General features: G+C 51.2%; 23 protein-coding genes. 16 read left to right on the plus strand and 7 right to left on the minus strand.

Annotated features, from left to right (window positions below; all coding sequences use genetic code 11):
• Window positions 1–68: 68 nt before the first annotated feature.
• The 3 genes from NSS64_RS29210 to NSS64_RS29220 form a co-directional block, all read right to left on the minus strand.
• Complete coding sequence (locus NSS64_RS29210) at window positions 69–1784, minus strand: ABC1 kinase family protein (RefSeq protein ID WP_341142375.1); 1716 nt, start codon at window positions 1782–1784, stop codon at window positions 69–71.
• A 102-nt stretch (window positions 1785–1886) separates the two neighbouring features.
• Entirely contained in the window at window positions 1887–3170 is a 1284-nt protein-coding gene (locus tag NSS64_RS29215) for an MFS transporter (RefSeq protein ID WP_341142376.1), read from the minus strand.
• A 115-nt stretch (window positions 3171–3285) separates the two neighbouring features.
• Window positions 3286–4440 (minus strand): MFS transporter, encoded by a 1155-nt coding sequence (locus tag NSS64_RS29220; protein ID WP_341142915.1) that lies wholly within the window; start codon window positions 4438–4440, stop codon window positions 3286–3288.
• A 263-nt stretch (window positions 4441–4703) separates the two neighbouring features.
• On the opposite strand from NSS64_RS29220, the gene NSS64_RS29225 reads away from it, so the two are divergent.
• From NSS64_RS29225 to NSS64_RS29265, 9 genes are all read left to right on the plus strand, one after another.
• Entirely contained in the window at window positions 4704–5291 is a 588-nt protein-coding gene (locus NSS64_RS29225; RefSeq protein ID WP_341142377.1) for a TetR/AcrR family transcriptional regulator, read from the plus strand.
• A 29-nt stretch (window positions 5292–5320) separates the two neighbouring features.
• Window positions 5321–5932, plus strand: a complete 612-nt coding sequence (locus NSS64_RS29230) for a suppressor of fused domain protein (RefSeq protein WP_340945993.1) — start codon at window positions 5321–5323, stop codon at window positions 5930–5932.
• 51 nt (window positions 5933–5983) lie between these two features.
• The gene (locus NSS64_RS29235) at window positions 5984–6550 is read left to right on the plus strand and encodes a TetR/AcrR family transcriptional regulator (protein WP_341142378.1); all 567 of its coding nucleotides are present in this window, start codon (window positions 5984–5986) and stop codon (window positions 6548–6550) included.
• A 132-nt stretch (window positions 6551–6682) separates the two neighbouring features.
• On the plus strand, window positions 6683–7804 hold the full coding sequence (locus NSS64_RS29240; protein ID WP_341142379.1) for an ABC transporter permease: 1122 nt from the start codon (window positions 6683–6685) through the stop codon (window positions 7802–7804).
• A 5-nt stretch (window positions 7805–7809) separates the two neighbouring features.
• A complete protein-coding gene (locus tag NSS64_RS29245) occupies window positions 7810–8505 on the plus strand; it encodes an ABC transporter ATP-binding protein (protein ID WP_341142916.1) in 696 nt (231 codons plus the stop codon).
• A 139-nt stretch (window positions 8506–8644) separates the two neighbouring features.
• Entirely contained in the window at window positions 8645–9052 is a 408-nt protein-coding gene (locus NSS64_RS29250; RefSeq protein ID WP_341142380.1) for a hypothetical protein, read from the plus strand.
• Window positions 9053–9122: 70 nt separating this feature from the next.
• A complete protein-coding gene (locus NSS64_RS29255) occupies window positions 9123–9758 on the plus strand; it encodes a hypothetical protein (RefSeq protein WP_341142381.1) in 636 nt (211 codons plus the stop codon).
• A 126-nt stretch (window positions 9759–9884) separates the two neighbouring features.
• Window positions 9885–10880: a zinc-binding dehydrogenase gene (locus NSS64_RS29260; RefSeq protein WP_341142382.1), complete on the plus strand. Its 996-nt coding sequence runs from the start codon at window positions 9885–9887 to the stop codon at window positions 10878–10880.
• A gap of 111 nt (window positions 10881–10991) precedes the next feature.
• Window positions 10992–11393 (plus strand): VOC family protein, encoded by a 402-nt coding sequence (locus NSS64_RS29265; RefSeq protein ID WP_341142383.1) that lies wholly within the window; start codon window positions 10992–10994, stop codon window positions 11391–11393.
• Between the two features lie 62 nt (window positions 11394–11455).
• Here the strand turns inward: NSS64_RS29265 and NSS64_RS29270 are convergent, their stop codons facing one another.
• Window positions 11456–12025: a DUF6199 family natural product biosynthesis protein gene (locus tag NSS64_RS29270; RefSeq protein WP_341142384.1), complete on the minus strand. Its 570-nt coding sequence runs from the start codon at window positions 12023–12025 to the stop codon at window positions 11456–11458.
• A gap of 146 nt (window positions 12026–12171) precedes the next feature.
• On the opposite strand from NSS64_RS29270, the gene NSS64_RS29275 reads away from it, so the two are divergent.
• The 5 genes from NSS64_RS29275 (at window position 12172) to NSS64_RS29295 (ending at window position 16104) form a co-directional block, all read left to right on the plus strand.
• Entirely contained in the window at window positions 12172–12639 is a 468-nt protein-coding gene (locus NSS64_RS29275; RefSeq protein WP_341142385.1) for a hypothetical protein, read from the plus strand.
• A gap of 70 nt (window positions 12640–12709) precedes the next feature.
• Window positions 12710–13678 (plus strand): helix-turn-helix transcriptional regulator, encoded by a 969-nt coding sequence (locus tag NSS64_RS29280; RefSeq protein WP_341142386.1) that lies wholly within the window; start codon window positions 12710–12712, stop codon window positions 13676–13678.
• Between the two features lie 151 nt (window positions 13679–13829).
• Window positions 13830–15035 carry a hypothetical protein gene (locus tag NSS64_RS29285; protein WP_341142387.1) on the plus strand — a complete coding sequence of 402 codons (1206 nt, stop codon included), beginning with the start codon at window positions 13830–13832 and terminating at the stop codon, window positions 15033–15035.
• A 96-nt stretch (window positions 15036–15131) separates the two neighbouring features.
• Window positions 15132–15638: an SMI1/KNR4 family protein gene (locus NSS64_RS29290; RefSeq protein ID WP_341142388.1), complete on the plus strand. Its 507-nt coding sequence runs from the start codon at window positions 15132–15134 to the stop codon at window positions 15636–15638.
• Between the two features lie 136 nt (window positions 15639–15774).
• Window positions 15775–16104, plus strand: a complete 330-nt coding sequence (locus NSS64_RS29295) for a hypothetical protein (protein WP_341142389.1) — start codon at window positions 15775–15777, stop codon at window positions 16102–16104.
• An 88-nt stretch (window positions 16105–16192) separates the two neighbouring features.
• Here NSS64_RS29295 and NSS64_RS29300 read toward each other — a convergent pair whose 3' ends face one another.
• A complete protein-coding gene (locus tag NSS64_RS29300) occupies window positions 16193–17047 on the minus strand; it encodes a LysR family transcriptional regulator (protein ID WP_341142390.1) in 855 nt (284 codons plus the stop codon).
• A gap of 139 nt (window positions 17048–17186) precedes the next feature.
• Between NSS64_RS29300 and NSS64_RS29305 the strand changes: the two genes are divergently transcribed.
• Both NSS64_RS29305 and NSS64_RS29310 read left to right on the plus strand, forming a co-directional pair.
• Window positions 17187–18029 (plus strand): hypothetical protein, encoded by an 843-nt coding sequence (locus tag NSS64_RS29305; RefSeq protein ID WP_341142391.1) that lies wholly within the window; start codon window positions 17187–17189, stop codon window positions 18027–18029.
• A 25-nt stretch (window positions 18030–18054) separates the two neighbouring features.
• The gene (locus NSS64_RS29310; RefSeq protein WP_341142392.1) at window positions 18055–19221 is read left to right on the plus strand and encodes a DUF7832 domain-containing protein; all 1167 of its coding nucleotides are present in this window, start codon (window positions 18055–18057) and stop codon (window positions 19219–19221) included.
• A gap of 24 nt (window positions 19222–19245) precedes the next feature.
• Here NSS64_RS29310 and NSS64_RS29315 read toward each other — a convergent pair whose 3' ends face one another.
• Both NSS64_RS29315 and NSS64_RS29320 read right to left on the minus strand, forming a co-directional pair.
• Window positions 19246–19521: a hypothetical protein gene (locus NSS64_RS29315; protein ID WP_341142393.1), complete on the minus strand. Its 276-nt coding sequence runs from the start codon at window positions 19519–19521 to the stop codon at window positions 19246–19248.
• Between the two features lie 35 nt (window positions 19522–19556).
• Entirely contained in the window at window positions 19557–20561 is a 1005-nt protein-coding gene (locus NSS64_RS29320) for a PocR ligand-binding domain-containing protein (protein ID WP_341142394.1), read from the minus strand.
• Between the last annotated feature and the right edge of the window lie 148 nt (window positions 20562–20709).

A 20709-nucleotide genomic window follows, 5' to 3' on the forward strand; every position in this document is an offset into this window, starting at 1 on the left:
AAGGATGAAGTGGAAACGGTACCGTCCTTTTAAAGGACGGTACCGTTTTTTCGTACGCAGCGTTAATGTTATCCGCGCGATTTAGACTTCGGCTTCTCCAAGCGGCTACGTTCACGCATAGCATTAATTTGCCTCGCATGTCTTTCGTCCCGGCGGCCTTGTCTTGTTCGGAGTTGGCTCAGCATAACGAGCAGGCCAAGGGCGCCGAATACATAAGAGATGATGGGATTCACTTCATTCCACAGGTTGACTCCGGCCAGAAGTAATACTGCGCCAATGATGGTGGCAATCAACCGCTGTGTATTTTTGTTCTGCGTCTCGATTAATTTTTGCTCAAGGGAGCTCGCCAGCTTGACCCTTAAGCCTCCGCTATCCATTTTATCGATTGCCGACATGAACTTCTTGGTCGTTGGGAGGATGTCTTTGAGCATACCCTTGCCATCTTCGATAACTTTGGAGATGACACTTCCCCGCAGATCGCGGCGCACTACCTGTTCCACATAAGGCTTAACCGTCCCGACCAGATCGAGCTCAGGGTCCAGTCCGGTACAGAGTCCATACACAGTACCTATGGCTTTGCCCAGGAATGTGGTATTGGCAGGTAATTGAAACGGCTGAGAGTAGAGGAAATTGCGTAACTCCTCCACATTGTCGCCTGACGTCACAAAACTCAGATCAAATGTATCTCCGTTGATTTGTTCGAATAATAACGTAAGGTTCCTGGAGAAGACCTCCAGATCTACATTCCGTCTTAAAAATCTCAACCGGTTCAGGGCATCGATGGCGCCGTGTGCGTCCTTCAAGTATACGGCCAGCAGGAGGGCGACCATCTGGGTCTTCATATCTCCGGGAATTCGCCCAACCATGCCAAAATCGATCAGGGCGATGGTGCCGTCAGGCTGCACGAGCATATTGCCAGGGTGGGGGTCTGCGTGAAACAAGCCATTCAATAAAATCTGTTCCACGAACATTTCGATCAGCGATGTTGCCAGTTGGGTCCGGTCTACCCCCCAAGCCTCGAGCTTGGCGAAATCATTGATTTTGACACCCTCCATAAACTCCATGGTCAGCACCTGCGAGGTAGTACAGGACCAATGGATGTGCGGAATCACGACATCCTTCCGGTGGGCTAGCTGCTGCTTGAACTCTTCGGCATTACGCCCTTCTTGCTGATAGTCAAGCTCTTCCATAATGGTGTCATGAAACTCATCATATACGGCATCAAGATCCATGAAGTCTGTAATCATCTTCTGGCGCTTCAATAACGAAATAGCGACCTGAATGGATTTCCAATCAATCGCGATAATGTCCTCGACCCCGGGCCGCATTACCTTCACGGCGACTTGCTCACCTGTCCGTAAGGTTGCCCGGTGGACCTGTCCGAAGGAAGCTGCTGCAATAGGAGTCGTGCTGAACTCAGCAAACCTCTCGCTGATGGATGCTCCGAGTTCACGCTCTACCTTCTGCTGGATCGCGTGGAAATCTACGAATTCTACAGAATCCTGCAGCTTGGATAATTCCTCGATAACTTCCTTCGGCAACATATCCACCTGCGCACTCACATGCTGCCCAAGCTTGATAATTAGCCCGCCCATATCCATGGCGGTTGTCGTGAAATACGCTGCCTGCTTGCGGTATAAGGCTTTGGTTCTCGCTGCAAAGCGCCGCCGTGACATCAAGTACTTCAGCTTGCCCAGCCACCAGAAATCCCAGGCGAACTTGAAAATCATCCGCATGGTTCTTCTGAACCGTACATCCTTCATCAATTTCAGGAATTCGCTCATTCTTGTTCATCTGCCACAGAGTCAGTATGCTGCATCCCAGATCTCTCCTTCTAAAATCCATGTGCCTAATTGTATGATATTTCATACCAGTCAGATATACAATTACAGGCTTGGAATTCTGACATCTGATGACTCCGGTTCGTCCCGGAACGCCCGGCGGCCGAGCAAGCCGACGCAGAAAGCCAGCGATGTCAGAACCGCCGCCAGCAGATACAGGTTGACGATCCCGAACCGTTCGGCCAGTCCCGCCATTACCAGCAGCGAGATGCAGAACACCAGATGCAGCAGCGAAGCTTGCGCTGACAGCACCTTGGGCAGCATCTGCTTACTGGTGCTGCGCTGGATGAGGGTGCGCCGGTTAATCACCGACAGCTCCGCGAACGGTCCCATCAGCAGGACAAGGACCAGTGCTATATACGGCTGTGTAGTCAGAGCATACACCATGGTGAGCAGGCCATAGCCCGCCATACCGATGAGCATCGCCCCCAGATAACGGTTGCCGATGAGACGCACTGCCGACAGGACCAGCAGCCCGCCGCCGACCGTTCCTGCGAAATAGGCTGCGTTAATGAAGCCCCACCATTCTTCGCCTTGCTTCAGCGCCACCTGGACGAAGGCCAGTGTGAACGCGCCGACCCAGACCGAGCCTCCAAGCATGTCGATGATGTCCATGAAGGTCAGCATCCGCAGGCGGGGCATACGCCAGATGACTTGCCAGCCTTCAGTCAAGGTCTTCCATTTCGAAGCAGATGACGGTGCCGGTTCAGAGTCCGCCTGCTGTCCCTGCATCTGGACACTTGCCTCTGCCGGCTCTCTGACGCCAAGCGTAAAAGCGGCCGCCAGCCCATAGATGGCCGCTGTCAGCAGCAGCGCCGGGCTGGGTCCCAGGAAGGCGACCAAAAGGCCGCTCAGTCCCCAGCCCGCAAACTGCACGACCTGATCACTGACGCTGATCAGACCGTTGGCTTGAAGCAGCCCCTCCTCCCGCGTGACGAGCCGCGGCACCAGTGCATTACGGGCTGGGACGGTCCAGCCGTCGAGGAAGGACATGACGAAGACCAGGGCAAAGACCAGCATGAGTGAAGCAGCAGCACCGTTAAGCTGCAGGTACAGAGCCAGCAGCACAAACAGCAGGAACTGGCCTGTCTGTGAGATTAGCAGCAGCGAGGGCAGCTTGATCCGGTTGATGAGCAGCGGCGCAATGAAGCCGCTCACCATCTGGGCCGAGCTGCGCATCAGCGGCATCAGCGCCGCCGAGACAAGGGAATCCGTCCGGTCCAGCACCAGCACCGTCAGCGCCATAATATACAGGACATCGGCGGCATTCGCCGCCGTCTGAGTTGTCCAGAGATAATAGAAGGAACGTGTTAATAACCGTGGTCTCAAGGAAATCCGGGCCTCCATTTCTGCATCCATAACGTCAAATGTAAGATAAGGATAACAATAATGGAAATATCAGAGTTTGACAAACCTCAGAGGAAATGTGAAGTCGTTACACGGTTCATTTAATGTGACGGGTCAATGCCCAGAATATAAGCGCTGCAGCACTGACCATTGCACCGAGCAGACACACCCCGTTCCAGCCCGAGTATGCATACATACTGGTAGATGCAATCGATCCGGTAGCGCTGCCAATCGAATAGAATACCATGTAACCGGCAGTAATCCTGCTGCGCGCTTCCGGACGCAGATTAAGGATCATGCTCTGGTTGGTGACGTGTACGGCTTGTACGGCCAGGTCAAGAAGGATAATCCCGGCGATTAACGCGAGGAGCGAATGTGGAGTATAACTGATTGGCAGCCATGAGAGAAGCAGCAGAGATAGCGCCACGCCGGTGGTTTTTTGCCCTAACCCCCGGTCGGCCAGACGGCCTGCCCGTGCTGCTGCTAACGCCCCGGTGACTCCGGCCAGACCAAACGCTCCAATCGCAGTATGGGACAGGGACAGTGGCGGAGCGCTGAGAGGCAGCACCAGGGAAGTCCACAATATACTGAAGGCGGTAAAAATCAGCAGGCATAACACAGCACGGATTCGCAGAAGCCGTTCTTGTGCGAACAGGGTGAACATCGAACGGAGAAGCTGCGGATAGGATAAGGACTCTCTGCGGGGCTCAGATTGCGGCAGCACCCTGAACAATACACCTGCCATGATTAACGTGAGTCCCGCCGAGACAAGGTAGACTGAACGCCAACCGGCCAGATCGGTTAACACACCGGCGAACGTCCGTGCCAGTAGAATACCAACGACAATTCCGCTGGTCACCACACCCACCGTACGTCCGCGTTCAGCCGGGGCAGCCAGGGTGGCTGCAAACGCAACAAGCGTCTGTGTCACTACCGCAAGCAGTCCGACCGTAGCAATGCCTATGAATAACACCATGCTGGTGGGGGCAGTGCCCACCACAATCAAAGCCAGCACGGACACCAGCATCTGCCCGGCAATCAGCCAGCGCCGACCCAGCAGATCGCCGAGCGGCACCAGCAATAGCAGTCCAAGAGCGTAACAAATCTGAGTAATGGTAATCACGATGCCGACCGAAGAATGCGTAATCCCGAATTCGCTGGAGATCGCGTCGAGCAGGGGCTGCGCGTAATAGATGTTGGCAACGGTCAGACCGCAGGTGATGGCAAACAGAAGTGCTACCTTGCGGGACATTGAAGATGCAGGCGTTGGCCCGGATGGTGCGGTAATGGCTTGCGGTTCTTTTATAAAGCTGACCAGAGATAACACTTCCTTCGACATAGGGATATAATAACATACTGATTGGTATGAAATAATTCCTGATTAATATACCGCTAACCAAAATTAATTGTCAAGGGGAAAGCGGGAAGAGTCGGATATAAATTGCTCTAATTGACAGGGGCTACTTCGTCAAATACAATCGAAATATACCATTCGATACGAAATGAGGGAGATCTATGGCCCGGCCGCGTGAATTTGATCAGGATAAGGCGCTAGAGGCAGCTATGCATGTATTCTGGGAAAAAGGGTTCGAAGCTGCCTCCTTAAGCGACTTAACCGCAAGAATGGGCATTCAGCGTCCAAGCCTATACTCTACCTTTGGAGACAAGAAGGGCTTATTTGAAGCTGCGCTGCGGAAATATACGAGTTCCCACGCTGCCTATGTCCGGGGCAGTCTGCACAAGCATTCTTCAGTGAAAGAGGCGTTCCGTACTTTTTTTGAAGATGTGGTGTCCAAAGAATATGAGAAAAGCCCGAGCACGGGATGCTTCTGCATCAATTCAATGGTGGAGCTTGCTCCCCATGATGAGAAGTTTGAGATCCTGACCAGAGAACATCAGATGTACCTCTCGGTCATCTTCCAGGAAACGATTGAACGGGGCTTGCGGTCAGGGGAGCTAGCTGCCGGGATTAATGCCAAGAATCTGGCGCAGACACTTGTCATTTCTTTAATAGGACTTACGGTGTTCCTGAAGTCCCGTCCTGACAGAGCAGTTGTTGATACGTTTGTAAAAGAGATACTTAACTTATTAACCATATCCTAATCAAAAGAGGAAAGGTGATGACCATCTTCATGGAATCAACTAAAGAGAGGGAGCTCTCCTTCGATATCCGCAGAACCCTTATCTTGGGTGCCTATATGCGGGAGTGGCAGATGCCGGAATACCGGGTCATTCTGAAGAAGCCCGAAACAGGAGCCTATGTTGAGATCTATTATTTTCCTGCAGTGGAGGGGGAAGAGATTGCGAGGTTTGCAACAGTAGGGTTATCCGCGACACACCGCCCAAATGGGCAAGCTGTGGGTACAGAGTGGGTGATGGCTCTGACCTCTGACTTAGGCGGAGAGTCTATGGACCGGATATTTACCTATCTCAGTGATCTTATCGCCCATCATATAGAGGCTGCCGGTGATTCGCGGATACCTAGGGTTATGGAAGAGAGCCCGCTTGCCCCGGCTAACTGGACAACCACTGCTTTTCTGCTGGATGAGCTGAGGGGAGAAAGTGAAGAGCTGGAGGAGATTCAGGTCGGGAGCGAGAGGGCCCAGATCCTATGGGCGCTGCCAGTCACGGCGCAGGAGGCTGCATTAATCTTAAGTGAAGGCGTGGAAGCGTTCGATTCCTACGTTGAGGATATCGAGCATTCCATTATTGATCCGCGGCGGCCATTGGGAAATGTTCACTAACAATGCTAAACTAATGATATATATCACCAAGGACAGGACGGAAGAGATGTAATGGGAAGAAAACAGTCTTTTACAGAGACAGAGCTGCTGGATACAACCAAACAATTGGTGCTTGAGCATGGATATGACGGGTTTCATCTTAAGCTGCTTTCACAGCATCTGTCAGGGGCCAGAAGCACTATCTATCAATATTATGCGAATAAGGAAGAGATTGTGGCGGCTTGTATGAAGCGCGTAATGTCAGCGGTACTAGACAAGGCTTTAGCCATTGATGAGGCTGATCCCATGGATGCCCTTGAACAGCTGCTGCTCATTTACGTGGAGGAGTCTGCGTTACATCAACTGCTCGGAAACGCCAATAAGATCAATACGGCTAATTCTTCAGCAGCGGCGAGAGATCTCGAAGTGATTGAGAAAGGGCATCAGACGCTTAAAATTCAATTATCCCGCTTATTTGAACGCGCCCAGCAGAATCAAGACCTGCGGCAGGATATCCCACTTCCTGTACTTATTGGTGTGTTCTTTAACCTGATTGATACGCCGAATATGCTGAATATCCCTACTCCTGCTTGGGGTAAGCTGCTGTTTCAAATGTGGATCGGAGGGGCCAAGAGCTAACATGCGCCTTGAATATAATTTGACACAAGTGTCAAATATGGTGTTTAATTTAATGTGTCGGATGCCGGTGATGGTAACAGCAGGTTTAAATTGACACATGTGTCGAAAAATAAATAAGGAGTTGGCAAGGGAATGTTTTTAGCTGTAAAAGAATTGATGCACAGTAAAGTGAGATTTTTAATGATCATCATTATTTTCGTGCTCTTAGCTTGGCTGGTATTTATCTTATCAGGCTTAGGGAATGGCTTATCTACGCTGGCTGCGTCAACCTTTAAGACGATGAAGGCAGACTATGTCATTTTTGAAGAAGGGTCGCAGTCCTCAATGAGCAAGTCGCTGTTGTCAGATCAATTACTAGCAGAAGCGGAACTGCTGCCTAATGTAGATGACGCTGCCCCGATGGGAACTACCATGGCCACGGCGTTGAAGGCAAACAGTACAAGCAGTGAAGACAAGCTGGATATCGCGATTATAGGGATTAACCCGGGAAGCTTCCTGGAACCGGCTGTCATTGAAGGGGAGAGCTTATCTGCCGGGAATCTTACGGGTGTCATCGTGAATACGACCATGAAGGACGAAGGTTATGGCGTAGGTGACACTTTTCAATTAGACGGCACAACGGAGTCACTAAAGATTATAGGATTCGTGGAGAATCAGACCTATAACCACGTGGCCTCCGTGTTCACTCCAATGGCGGAATGGCGGAAGATTGCCTTCGCAGCTCCGGGTTCGGATAAAGGCATTGCCGGGCCCGTTAATGCGATTATGCTACAGGGCAAGGATATCGACCCGGACGCTATGAATAGCGGGCTAACTGGGACGGACACGGTTACCCGGTCGGCAGCAGTACAAGGAATGCCAGGGTACAAAGAAGAGAACGGAACTATTCTGATGATGCTGGCATTTCTGCTCGCCATCGCCGCGTTTGTGCTTGGCGTATTCTTTTACGTAATGACGATGCAGAAAACCAATCAGTTCGGCATTATGAAAGCTATAGGTGCCAGTAACAGATTCTTAAGCAAAGCCATTGTATCGCAAGTGCTTGTGCTATCGCTGACCAGCATTGTAGTCGGAGTCTTACTGACTTATGGAACAGCAGCCATTATGCCGAAGGGTATGCCGTTTAAGCTGGAGACTACTCTTGTTGTCACGTATTCTGTGATCCTGCTGGTTATCGCTATGTTAAGTTCGCTGGTATCGGTTCGGAAGATTACCAGGATTGATCCGCTGAAGGCACTCGGGAGGGCTGAGTAATGACAATGACTAAGGGATTACAAATGGGTGAAGTCACCAAGTATTATGCCGAAGGAAGCAACCGTATCGCAGCACTCGATCATGTGTCAATCTCCGTGGAGCCGGGTGAGTTCGTTGCTGTCGTTGGACCGTCGGGTTCAGGGAAAAGCACATTCCTGTCTATTGCCGGAGCACTGCTGAAGGCTTCAGAAGGAGAGGCCAAGCTGAATGGACATCCTATATCCAAGCTCACAGCACAGGAACTGGCGGATCTAAGGCTGAAAGAGATCGGGTTTATTATGCAATCCTCGAATCTGGTTCCCTATCTAAATGTACTCGACCAATTACTTATCGTAAAAAAGATGTCAGGGAGGGTGAGCAAAGAAGATAAAGCGTTCGCCGTTAAGCTGCTGGAAGAGCTCGGCCTGGGCTCGAAGTTAAGCAGCTTCCCAGAGGAACTGTCAGGCGGTGAGAAGCAGCGGACAGCGATCGCCCGTGCGCTCATTAATAATCCCGGGATCATCCTGGCGGATGAACCTACCGCAAGCCTGGACACCAAGCGTGCCCATGAAGTGGTCTCCCTGATTGCCCATGAGGTGAGAACACGCCGCAAAGCGGCGATTATGGTCACACATGATGAGCGTATGCTTGAATACTGCGACAAGGTGTACCGGATGGAGGACGGCAGGTTATCTGTGGCAGAACTGGAGCCCAGCGTATAGCACTCGGAAAACAGGGAGAGTGGTTGCCATATCCATTGAATCCAGCGAAGAACATGAGCTTTCCTTCGATATCTGCCGGTCGGTCATCTTAGATGCTTATATCAGGGTGTGGCAGATACCGGAATACTGGATCACTTTAATGAAGCCCAAAACAGTCCATGTAGAGATCTATTATTTTCCGGCGGCAGAAGAGAAGAAGGTAGCGAGATTTGCGACAGTCGGGTTATCCGCTAATCACCTATCCGGTGGACGAGCGCTGGGGACAGAATGGGTGATGGCCGTGCCCGGCGACTTAGGCGGAGAGACGCTGGAGCGGATTTTCACCTATTTATGCGAGCTAATCGCCCATCATCTGGAGGCTGTCCCTGATTCCCCGATGCCCAGGCTGATGGATGAGAGCCAGTACACACTGGCCTACTGGCCACACCATGCCCCCCTGCGGGGGAAGCTGATGGAGGAAAGTGAGGAGCTGGAGGAGATTCAGATCGGGGATGAGGTCATCCGCATCCTGTGGTGGTACCATTCACGGGGGATGAGGTTTCATTAACCGCAAGTCGCTTGATCCTGATGGATGGAATTATTACACTTTTCATAAAAAGAAGAGGAGCTGCTGAGGGATGGACAAACCAATCAATCTGCTGGCCCAAAGAACAGACTGTATGCTGCATTATGTGGAGCCGGCTATAGCGGACATCCCCCGGGCAGGCTGGATCGGCGGGAATGCGCCCGAGTTTTTTGACAATCCAGCCCATCTCCTTGACCTGGGGGGCCGAACCTACCTGTTCTATCTGAGCTTCGTTCATCCGATTCAACCCGGGCGTATGATTTCGATCTTCATTCCTGAAGAGTATGAGGAGTACTTGGAACATAACATGTACCCTGACTGCCCGATCAAGGTAATAGAACATCCTCTATCTGCGGAAAGCCATATAGAGACGTATACAAACGCGGGTCTGCGGAAACACCACATTACAACCGGAGAACCTTGCACTGATGATAAATCGGTAGAACGGTCCTTCTTGATCAAAGTGGGCGGGACGCCGAGACTTCTTCAGAATGAAACGTATTATTCCGCAAAGCTGGAGGAGGAGGCCTTCTCTTTCTTCTTCCAAGTCGATGAAGACGGCTACCCCGACACCTTGCTTCAAGGGGACGGGAGTTATCTTCTTGGGTTTGGAGCGCTGTATGTATACGCCCATATCGGAACGAAAGGAATCGGGCATCCGGTAGCAGGGTTCTGGCAATTCTCTTAGAGGCGGTTCCGGCTTACTGATATCATTATTTATGATACTCACCTTCTCTTCCAATCATTTTACCTGACCGCTGTAACAGCCTACACTTTGTATGAAGCCACTACAGCGTAACAGGAGGATATGAAGATGAAGGCAATTACACTTGGACCGCAGGGTCTGCAATATACGGATCATCCGGACAAGCATCCTGAACAGGGGCAGGTTAGGGTAAGGTTAAAGACAGCCGGATTGAATCACCGGGATTTATTCATCATCGCTGCCGCTTCTGCTACAGAAGGTGCGTCTGGTCCGGTTCATCCTTGCGTGCTGGGTTCAGACGGGGCTGGCGTTATTGCAGAGACGGGTGAAGGGGTAACTGGCCTGTCTCAAGGGATGGAAGTTATCATTAATCCATGTCTGGGCTGGGATCGGGCGGATGAGGTGCCTGTGGTTCCTGACATATTAGGGTATCCTGCAGACGGGACTTTTGCGGAATATGTCATTGTGCCAGAGCAGAATGTTGTGCCTAAGCCAGCGTATCTGTCCTGGGAAGAGGCGGGTGTGTTACCCCTAGCGGCACTTACTGCGTACCGGGCGTTATTCACTAGAGGGGGCCTGAAGCGGGGCGACCATGTGCTGATTCCGGGCATTGGCGGCGGAGTGGCTACCTTCGCAGCACTAATGGCGGCAGCCGTTGAGGCGCGGGTCACAGTTACGTCCAGAAGTGAAGCGAAGCGTGCGGAGGCCCTGCAATTACCGGTTACTCAGGTTATAGACAGCAATGGCCGTTGGCGGGAGAAAATCGGGGACCAACCTGTGGACCTGATCCTGGATAGCGTAGGTCCAGCCACATTCGGGCAATACTTCGAGGTCATCAAACCGGGCGGGAGAATTGTTATGTTCGGCGCAAGCTCAGGCGATGATCTCACCATTCCGGCCAGAGCGGTATTCTTCCCGCAGCTTCAGGTGCTTGGAACGTCCATGGGCAGCCATGAAGAATTCACCGCGATGCTTCAGTTCATGGAGCAGCATCAGATACACCCTATCATGGATAGCGTGTATTCCTTAGCGGAGACTCCGCTTGCCCTTCGGCGGATGGAGCGCGCGGAGCAGCTCGGGAACATTGCCCTGAGAATAGGCTAAGGGTACAGGATACACGTAAAGCTACTGGCATAAAAACGCTACTGACATAACGTTGTCAGTAGCGTTTTTGTATCATTGGACATGTAAACATTCAAGAAAGGATGAACACTTATGAATTTCGCTTCGATACGTATCATTACTGACGACATCGATCGTCTGGTTGAATTCTATGAACAAGTGACGGGGGTGACGGCAGAGCGGCCCGCTCCTGTATTTGCCGAATTCGTAATGCCGACATGTACCTTGGCCATCGGCCACTCCAAGACAGCGCAGCTATTCGGTGCTGATTCTGTAGTGGCGGGCAGTAACCGCACGGTCATTCTGGAGTTCCGCGTTGACGATGTTGAAGCGGAGTATACACGCTTGAAGCCAACTGTTGAGGATTGGGTACAGGAGCCAACGACGATGCCGTGGGGCAACCGTTCGATGCTGTTCCGTGATCCCGACGGCAACCTGGTGAATCTCTTTCAGCCGGTGACGGAGGATGCGGTGAAACGGTTTGAGGGCAGGTAACGAAAGAAAAAGCTGAAGGTCCCGACGGGTAGCCTCCAGCTTTTTTTTGCATAAAGCCATGTCTAGTTCCCGTAACTCTTCAGCCACGATTTCAGTGATCCGCTCATAATCTCATATTCGCTCTGTGCATCACCTGGATGCAGCTCAATTCCCCCGGACGGGCCTAGGATAACCATATCTACACGGGTCTGGTCCTTAAAGGTAATGGTCCCGGTGTTGCTTGCCCCGAACGAATTCCCTGCATCAAAAGGTCTAAGCTCAGCATCCTGGATCATTTGGATCATTCTATTCGTTTCTTCTTCGCTTAATACGGTGGGGTTAATCATGCCGATGCTGATTTCCTGAACCTGCCCCGATTCCAGCTTCTCTTTGAAATGCTCTGACCATCGGCGCTCTGCGTTTCCTGAGGCGCAGCTGGATACCACCAGGATGAAACCGGCGATTACCAGGACCACACCGGTTACCCGTTCCGCCCCTAAGGCCAGCCCGCTGGGCTCCGCATTTTTGAACCTCCAGCCCAGCCGCAGATAAAAGGCTACCTTTGGCCAAATGGCGATAACCAATCCTACGGCAATGAGGATAACACCAAGGAATCCTGTCACATCAATCACATCCCATGTCTGTTTATTCATATGTACTACGGGAGACTCTTCTTTCAGGTTTCTTTTATAGAAATGCCATCCTGCCCAGGGGGGCTTTAACTTTTGAAGGGAAAACGCGGCAGCTTACAGAAATAGTATATTAGACTAGAAAATCAACCCAATGAAAGGATAGAGCCATGAGTAACTTCATCCAGAAGCATTGGACGGAGGAGCGTGAGCTGCCGGGGATCAATTGTATTGCTTGGGCAGATGGCAGCATTACGATTCTAAATATTGAGACCTGTTACGACCCAAATACCCGTCAGCGCACAATGAGCTGTTCCCCCTTGTGTGACACAACGATTGAGAGCATTGTGAAGTACAATGATGATCCTTGGACCATCGTGGATGAATGGACGAGCCTGGATTATGAGGGCGGTACAATCTACGGCGGGGACGGGCAGATGGGGAACGAGGGCTTCATTGCCTGCACCGATGCGGGCGGTGATTTGGTTTGGGCTTTTTTCTCGGATGTCACCAATCCTATTAAGCAATTAAGTATCGAAGCCCGGACATTAATCGCGGTGAATGAGCATGATGAGTTGAGGATCGAGATCAATCTGGATCATCTTACAGAGATGAGGCTGATCCCATGCCGCAAGTAGAATCAAGAAATGCCTTTTCCAGTATTCTAGAATGAACATAGAGCGGTTGGAACGAGGGGGTGAGCGGACGGTGTACGAGTGGCACAGGCAGATCCAGACCATTGTCGATGATATGGACCAAAGCATTAAGCAGCATAACAGTGAGGCCATAACGCTGCAATCTCTTGCTGACAAGCTGGGGTATTCGGAGTTTCATACGACGAGGAAATTCAAAGAGATATCCGGGATGCAGCTTAGGGATTACCTTCGCCACCGGAAGCTGGCTTTTGCACTGAAGGAGGTGCGGGACAGCGGCAAAAGCATTCTGGATATTGCGCTCGACTATGGATTCTCCTCCCATGAAGCCTTTACGCGCGCGTTCAAGGTGACCTATGGTGTAGCCCCAAGCGAGTACCGGAGACACCCGTATCCTGTCGTCCTTCGTACCAAAATCAACCCGTTTGACCGCTACTTTTTCGGACTAGGAGAGGTTGGCATGATCAAATCTACAGAAGAGGTTAAGATTTATTTCGTAACCATTCCGGCGCACAAATTCCTGCACATTAAGAATTACGAGAGCAACGGGTACTGGGATTTCTGGCAGAAGCAGAGCCTGATTCCAGGGCAGGACTGCGAGACCATCAGCGGCTTGCTGGATAGTATCAAGGGGAAGCTGGATGATGACGGCGGAAGCGATACGAACAGCGGCAACGGCCAGATTATGGCCTATATGAATGACCCGGACGGCAGGCTCTGCGATTGGGGATTTCCGCGTACAGAGTGCTATGGGGTACGTCTCCCCTATGATTATGAAGGCGAAGTCCCTGCGCAGATGCTGATGGCGGATGTCCCCGAGGCGGAGTATATTGTGTTCGAGCACGGGCCATTCGATTATGAGCAGGAGAACCGCAGTGTTGAGGAACGGATGGAGCAGGCGATGGCCGCTTTTGACTATACAGGCACTGGCTACTGCTTCGACCCTACCCCCGGCCGGATCATCTACTTCTATTTCAACCCGGAGCGGTACTTCAAGTATGTCCGGCCTGTACGGAAGTCTTAATTGCTGCCAAGCGCCTGCTGCTTCATAGGGCGGGTGCTTTGCTGATTTCAATAGAAGAATAATGTAACTCTACGCATGACATACAGCACTGAGGGCATCCATATTTTGTGATTAACTTGTAGGAGTTAATGATGAAAGGGTGATATTTCTTATGGATGTAAGAAGTTCCAATATATACGGCGGGGTAGCGGCTCAGGTGCGAATAAGGTATGCTCGCCCTCTGCTGCTTGCCCTAATGGCTATACTTCTAATCAGCAGCCTGACAGCCTGCAGCGGCAACTCTTCTGCGGGTGAAACAGCCAGTCCGTCTGTACAACCAGCCAGTCCATCGGCTCCTCCTGCCCAATTGGCCCAGGCAACGCCTGCTGCAACCCCGCTAACGACCAAAGCGACCGGCCAGATTTATCTGTATGGCGAAGCCCATGGCGTTACCAAGATTATGGACAAGGAATATGAGGCTTGGTCAGATTATTACCACAACAAGGGGACGAGACACCTATTCGTGGAACAGTCCTACTATGCTGCCGAATACTTGAACCTATGGATGCAGTCGGATAATGACGACATTCTGGAGGAGCTTTATCAGGATTGGGAAGGGACTCCGGGTCACATTCCCTATACGAAGACTTTTTTTCGGAAAATAAAAAGCGGATGTCCTGATACTATTTTCCACGGAACAGATATTGGGCATGGACCTGATACTACCGGCGAGCGGTTCTTGTCTTATCTTAAGGCCAACGATTTGACCGGATCGGAGATGTACACCTTAACAACCGAAGCGATTCAGCAGGGCCAGAGGTATTACAGGAGTTACGATAATGTATACCGGGAAAATAAGATGACGGAGAATTTCATCCGAGAATTTGAAAAGCTGGGCAACGAGAGCATCATGGGCATTTACGGGGCAGCGCATACCGGAGTCAATGAAATGGAACTTATTACCCAATCGGTCCCTTGCATGGCGAATCAGTTGCAGAAGCACTATGGCAGCAACCTGCATACGGAGGACATAAGCTGGATGGTTAAGGATATTGAACCAGTCAGAGTAGATGAAATCACCATGCAGGGTAACAAGTATACAGCATCTTATTTTGGAAAGAGTGATTTGAGCGGAGTCAAGGATTACGTCTCCCAGGAATTTTGGCGGGTGGAGGGGGCTTTCGAAGATGTCAGTAAGCTGCCGCTGACGGGTAATGTTCTTCCATATGATCAATATCCGATGCTGATCGAAGAAGGTCAGGTATTTGCCATCAGCCTTACTAAAACAGACGGTTCCACGGAAAGAGAATACCATGTGGCTAACGGTAAGCAGTGGGAGGGAAGGGATGCGACGGAGCAGATCAAGGTAAAGGAATGATTCTAGCGGATTTTTGAAATAAGTGACCTGCGGAAATGGTATATTAGTGTAGGAGTTTCCATTTCTTAAGCGGATGGGCAGGTGTATCAATTGGCAATGGATAATGGAAAAGGAAAAACTCATATTGGGGATTTTATCACTTGGGCGGAGGCAAACGGCTGGGAGATAAGGAGAAAGTCCGGTGCTCAGCTGCATTTAAATAGCGGCATTACTTCCAGATATAAAGGACTGCCCGATGAGTATTTAGAATTTCTAAAGGTAGTTGAGACCTGCGTTGCACCGGATGAGCAAGCCTGGTTTAATTGTGAGGCTGAGTTCAATCATAGCGCAGAAACCGAATTCCGGTGGAATGAATTTGAAATGCTTAGTGTGGAGGCAGCAGCGGGTGATCCAGCTTGGCAGTCAGAGATTACGTCCTGGTGGGATCATCACTTGCCGATCGTAATGTCTGTGAAGGACGAATATTCCTTCTATGCCATTGACTTAACGACAGACAGCGGGGCTATTGTTCATGGATGTGAGCCTGAATTCGAAGAGGTTGAGAAGGTAGCCGACTCGTTCGGGGAATTCCTGGTCTGGCTGATGTCGAATTCGAATAGATAGATTCTAAGATGCGAGAAGATCAGAACCTGAGGGAATAGGTTCTGATCTTTTTTATTGATTAGGAAATTATGATTTTCGTCCGATGTGGATAAGTTGTGCATAAAGTTGGGGGTAAGTGTCTTGGAGCATCGGCAGGATGACTATATTCTGGATCAGTAATAGGAATGACTTCGCTGATTTCACCGAACAGCCGGATAAGGTCGAAAAACCGATCACATTCGGTGCGGCGGAGGCGAGTGGGCCAGATATGGTCGAAAAACCGACCACATTCGGTGCGGCAGAGGCGAGTGGGCCGGATAAGGTCGAAAAACCGATCACATTCGGTGCGGCGGAGGTGTGTGGGCCAGATAAGGTCGAAAAACCGACCACAACGGGGATGCCGCAGGCATTTTATGCTTGGATAGAGCTAGAGAGTTGCTTCATTCCTGCTCCCAGTCTCTGTCATACTCAAGTTCAACCAATTTAAAGTAGGAGGGAGTAATCTTTAAGCCTCCGATAATTTGTTTAAGGGTGTGGGGTGTATCGTTCAAGGAAAATATTCCTTTTATCATTATCTATCTCTGCCCCACCATCTCCAAAAACCTGGACATTGCACTGGAAAGCACGGAGTTGCGGCGGTATATCAACCATACCTCTAGCTTTCTGTATTCTTCGGGGAGGCGGTGGGAGATGATTCGTCCGGCCTCTTCCGCCTTGCGGATCGAGGACTCAGGCAGCAGGGATACGCCGAGTCCGGCAGATACTCCGTGTAGTATCATTTCCAGCGTGCCGAATTCCCGGATCTGAACCGAGTGCATCCCGCTCTGGCGCAGGAAGCGCTCCGCTTTGACGCGGTGCGTGCAGCCAACGTCGAAGAACAGCATGGGCTTGTGCAGTAACTCATGCAACTCAGTTGTCCCCGGTTCAGCAATGAGCACCAGTTCCTCCTCGTAAGCCGCAACATGCCCGATATCCGGCTGGTCTATAGGTCCATAGACAAAGGCGCCATCCAGCTTGTGATCAAGCACCTTGTGCAGAAGGTCATGCGTTTCGCCTGTGATGAGCGACAGATGGACATCGGGGTAGCGGGAATGGTAGTCAGCGATCATGGATGTGAGATGAATGACCGCTGTTGTCTCAATAGAGCCGATTCGCAGAGGGCCTGCCGGGTGCTCGGAGTATTGTGTTGATTGGACAGCCTCATCCATTAGCATCAGTATGGCATTCGCGTATTCCAGCAGGTTCTCACCCGCAGGCGTTAACTTCATTCCCCGGTTGGACCGGTGGAACAGCGGGACCGTCAGCTCGGCCTCCAGGAACTGAATCCGGCTGGTCACATTGGACTGAACATAGTTCAAGGCTTGCGCAGCCTTCGTAATCGTACCCTCACGGGCCACAGCCTGAAAAATCCTCAAATCTCCACTTTCCATTGCGGTGTCACCTTCTGTATATCATAATCTGTGGTAGTACCTTCCGATGCTGATCATTGTACTGAATTCCATCCTTAATGACAAATCCGGCACCCGCTAGGGCCACCTGGATTAACGATCTCTTACAGGGAGTGAGCAGATGGAACACCGCAAATTAATAAAAGCATTCAACAAAGAGATCCGTACCCTCCAAAAGAAAACCGTATCCGAAGGAGAACTCAAAGAATGGTATACGTTAATTAAAGAAAGTATCCAGGACGACATCAAAGACGGATACAAAGAGACCATCGCCAGAAACCTGACCCTTGGAATCGGTGTACATGGCGGAGATTATCCGAAAAATCTGATTCTGAACGGGGAACAGGAAGGGTGGAAGTATGTTACCCGGTTTCTTTATTGGGAGGAACATATCCTGCGGAGGCTGTTTGATTATAAAGAGGTCTCTTCAAGAACGATAGGCTGTATCATAGGATTAGCCTTGCTATGGGATATGAAGGAGCTGGCGCAATTAGCCAGGGACTATTTTCAGATGATATTTGAAAAAGATGCACAGCGCTATGCCCTCAAGGAGACGCATCATTTGTTCATGGCGTTGTTACATGACTTATTCATCACGGAGCAGATCAATCAGGAGCTGTATCCGGTGTTGCCGGAGCAGCATGTGTACCGGAGGCTTCTCGATCATTGGTCTACCACGGATGAAGCGCTGCTGCGCAGCCTGATGGGTGAAATCTGCGATTACCATATCTACAGCTCGCTGGATCTGACTAATAAATTCGCAGAAATTCTATGCTTGAATTACATCCCTTATGAAGTCCGGCTCATCCAAAAAATGAGACAGGCCGAGGGGCTCAATAACGTTTCAGTAGACCATCCACTGCTGACCACCCCGCTTGCTCAGATTCCTGAAAGCAAAGTAGAGTGGGATTTAGCGAGTGATGAAGTGTATCAATTTGTATTAAGAAGGGAAGCCGGGAGCTAGAGCTCCTGGCCGAAAGGAGACCTATATGGCATATGACCGGATCGATTGGCATTCCGGGGGAGATTATCCCTCGGATCTGCCGGAAGAGAATGGCGGGATTCATATCGGCATGTTTCTAGCCTGGGCCTTAGGCCGCGGTATGGCGGGGGAAATTCACCTTGAGGAGTCGGCGGAAGCGCTGAAGCGGCTGAAACGCCGTGAGCTCACGGGGCTGGATTACCTGCTGGAGTATTGCGACGGGAAATTCTGGGATGAAGATCTGGATGAGCGCGGCAATGCCTTCGCCACTGATTATTACGACGGTCAATCGGCCTTTGCCGCACAGTATGGAAGCTATCTTAATGATTATTGTGAAGTCTTCAACCGCCAGGCGGCTGAACAAGGCCGCGAATACCCCAGCATCTATCATGTGGAGAACACCTGGGAGAATTATGACCGCCTGCAGCCCTTGCTGGACGAACGTTATGCCCAGTGGGAGGTCTGGTCAGAAGGTCTGTCCAACCGTAAGCTCGATCCCAAAGCTCAATTCCTTCAGGCCTGTCAGCAGATCGGACAGCAGTTCCTCCAGGCCGAGGGCTTCAGATCCAATAAGACGGGTACGGTATGGAAAAAAACAGCGGCCGACAAAGATACCGTATTCGAGCTCTCTTTCCAACCGCAGTCTTACAACACCCGCACCGATGTGCGGATGACGGTGAACCTGTGGATTGCCAGCAAGCCCCTCAAAAAATGGCTTGCCGGACAAACCGGCAGAGGGGACGATACCGTACTGTTCGGCTCGCTGCGCAGGCCGCAGAAATTCTCTAGCGCCATCGTCTGGCAGGTCGCCGGCTCACAGCTGGATTCCTCCCTGGAGAGTATCGGTCAGCTGATCGGGGAACGTGTCCTGCCGCTGTTCGAGCTGTTCGCAGACCGTCCCCGCGCACTGGAGCAGCTTGCCGCCTGCGGCGCAGGATTCCCCGGCATCTGCGATGCTGAATCCAGTCCGCTGGCCTATCTGCTGTGTTTCGGCACACAAGAGCAGGCGCAGCGCTTCTTTACGAATTATTTCAACAGCCGGCCGTCGCCTTGGCGCCGGAATATTCATCAGACCTACAAGCGGCTGCAGGAGGGAGAATCCTGGGACAATTCCGCCTATGTCCGTGAGAATGATGTGAAGCTGGCGTTCAAGAGCGGTCTGGTTATCCCTTGATGCTGTAGACAGGCAGCAGGGATGTTACCACACTCCGAAGCCCGGATCATACTCCCTGACGACGGAATAAATCGCCTCCACTATAAGGGGAAGGTCTTCTTCCGGGTAGCCATAGTCCTCGGGCATGGCCTGCGGATGAACAATGGCGGATACGCTGCCCGGATGAAGCTCGATCCCTTGAAGTCCCATCTCAAACCGGAAAGAATCCTGGAACGCCGTCCCGTCATGGACCAGATAAAAGTACAGATTGTGTATATCCTGCTCTTCAATGATGAGCACACCTTGTTCGTTCAGCTTCATGTGGCTACCCCCCTGCTCAAATAGTGTTACATCTATTATATTCGATTTGTTATGAGAGAAGCACGGTAGGACCGGGGAGTTGCCGACTCGTATTTCTTGAAGATCTTAATGAAATAGCCGGCATCGCAAAAATTCAAGTGATTGCTGATCTTGTTGACTGACCAATCCGTTGTTGCCAGCAGCTCCTTCGCCCACCCGACCTTCATGCGGGCGACATATAGGGAGAAAGGCTCGCCCATCTCCCTGGTGAACAGGCGGCTGAAGTAGCTCGGACTGATATGGCATAGCTGTGCCAGCATTTTCAGCGAGAAATTCTCCTCCCGGTGGCTTAGCATATAGTCAAAAGCAGGCTGCAGCGTAGGACTTATGCATTCCGTCTTGTATGCGCTTCCCGAAGAGGCCGGAGTCTCGGGAGCCGGGGGCGGCTCTAGGGGCTTCGCAGACAGCCCGGGCTTCGACTTGGACTCCTGCTGCGGGTTCAAGGCCTCATGCTGCCGGTTCTGCTCCAGCAGCTCATGCTTTAGTATGGATTCTTTAACCACATAGTTGCACAAATGATAGAGCATATCGGCGGTGGCCACAACCTCCTCATACGTCATGACAGGCAGCAGCTCGTACTTGCGGGCCCGATCCTCCGTCATGGCGTCCTGCTGCGGACGGGACACAATCTGTTCCAGATTCGGGCCGCTTCCCTCCGCCAGCCGGATCTGTCCGGCCATCAGCGCCCCGATGTACTGATTATCGACAATGATAGGGATAGCAATGTCGAGAATATCGAAGTGGCAGCGGTAGATATAGGGCTGGCTCAGCCGCACAGCCTCCAGACCTCCGCGCGCGTCACATTTTTGACAATAGGCTGAGAATTCCTTGTCGCTGCGCACGGTCTGGCAGAAGGCCTGACAGCGGCTATGTGCCGTAACCGGCACGCCTTTATAATCGACCATAATGATGGCCATGCGCGTCACCAGAGACAACGATTCCTGAAGCTTGCCCCATTCGTCCATATCAATGATATACTTCAAGTCGAATTTGGATTGCATCCGGCTCACCCTTTCCATCTACAGTCACAATGAGTACAAAATAATTATAATTCAGATGTCTAGAACATAATAATACTATTTTGCAGCATATTAATTCGTTTGCTTTGTCCCATGCGCCCCTCTATCCACTTGTCTATAATGGGGACAT

Source organism: Paenibacillus sp. FSL H8-0122 (assembly GCF_038005345.1).
Classification (GTDB): domain Bacteria; phylum Bacillota; class Bacilli; order Paenibacillales; family Paenibacillaceae; genus Paenibacillus_AQ.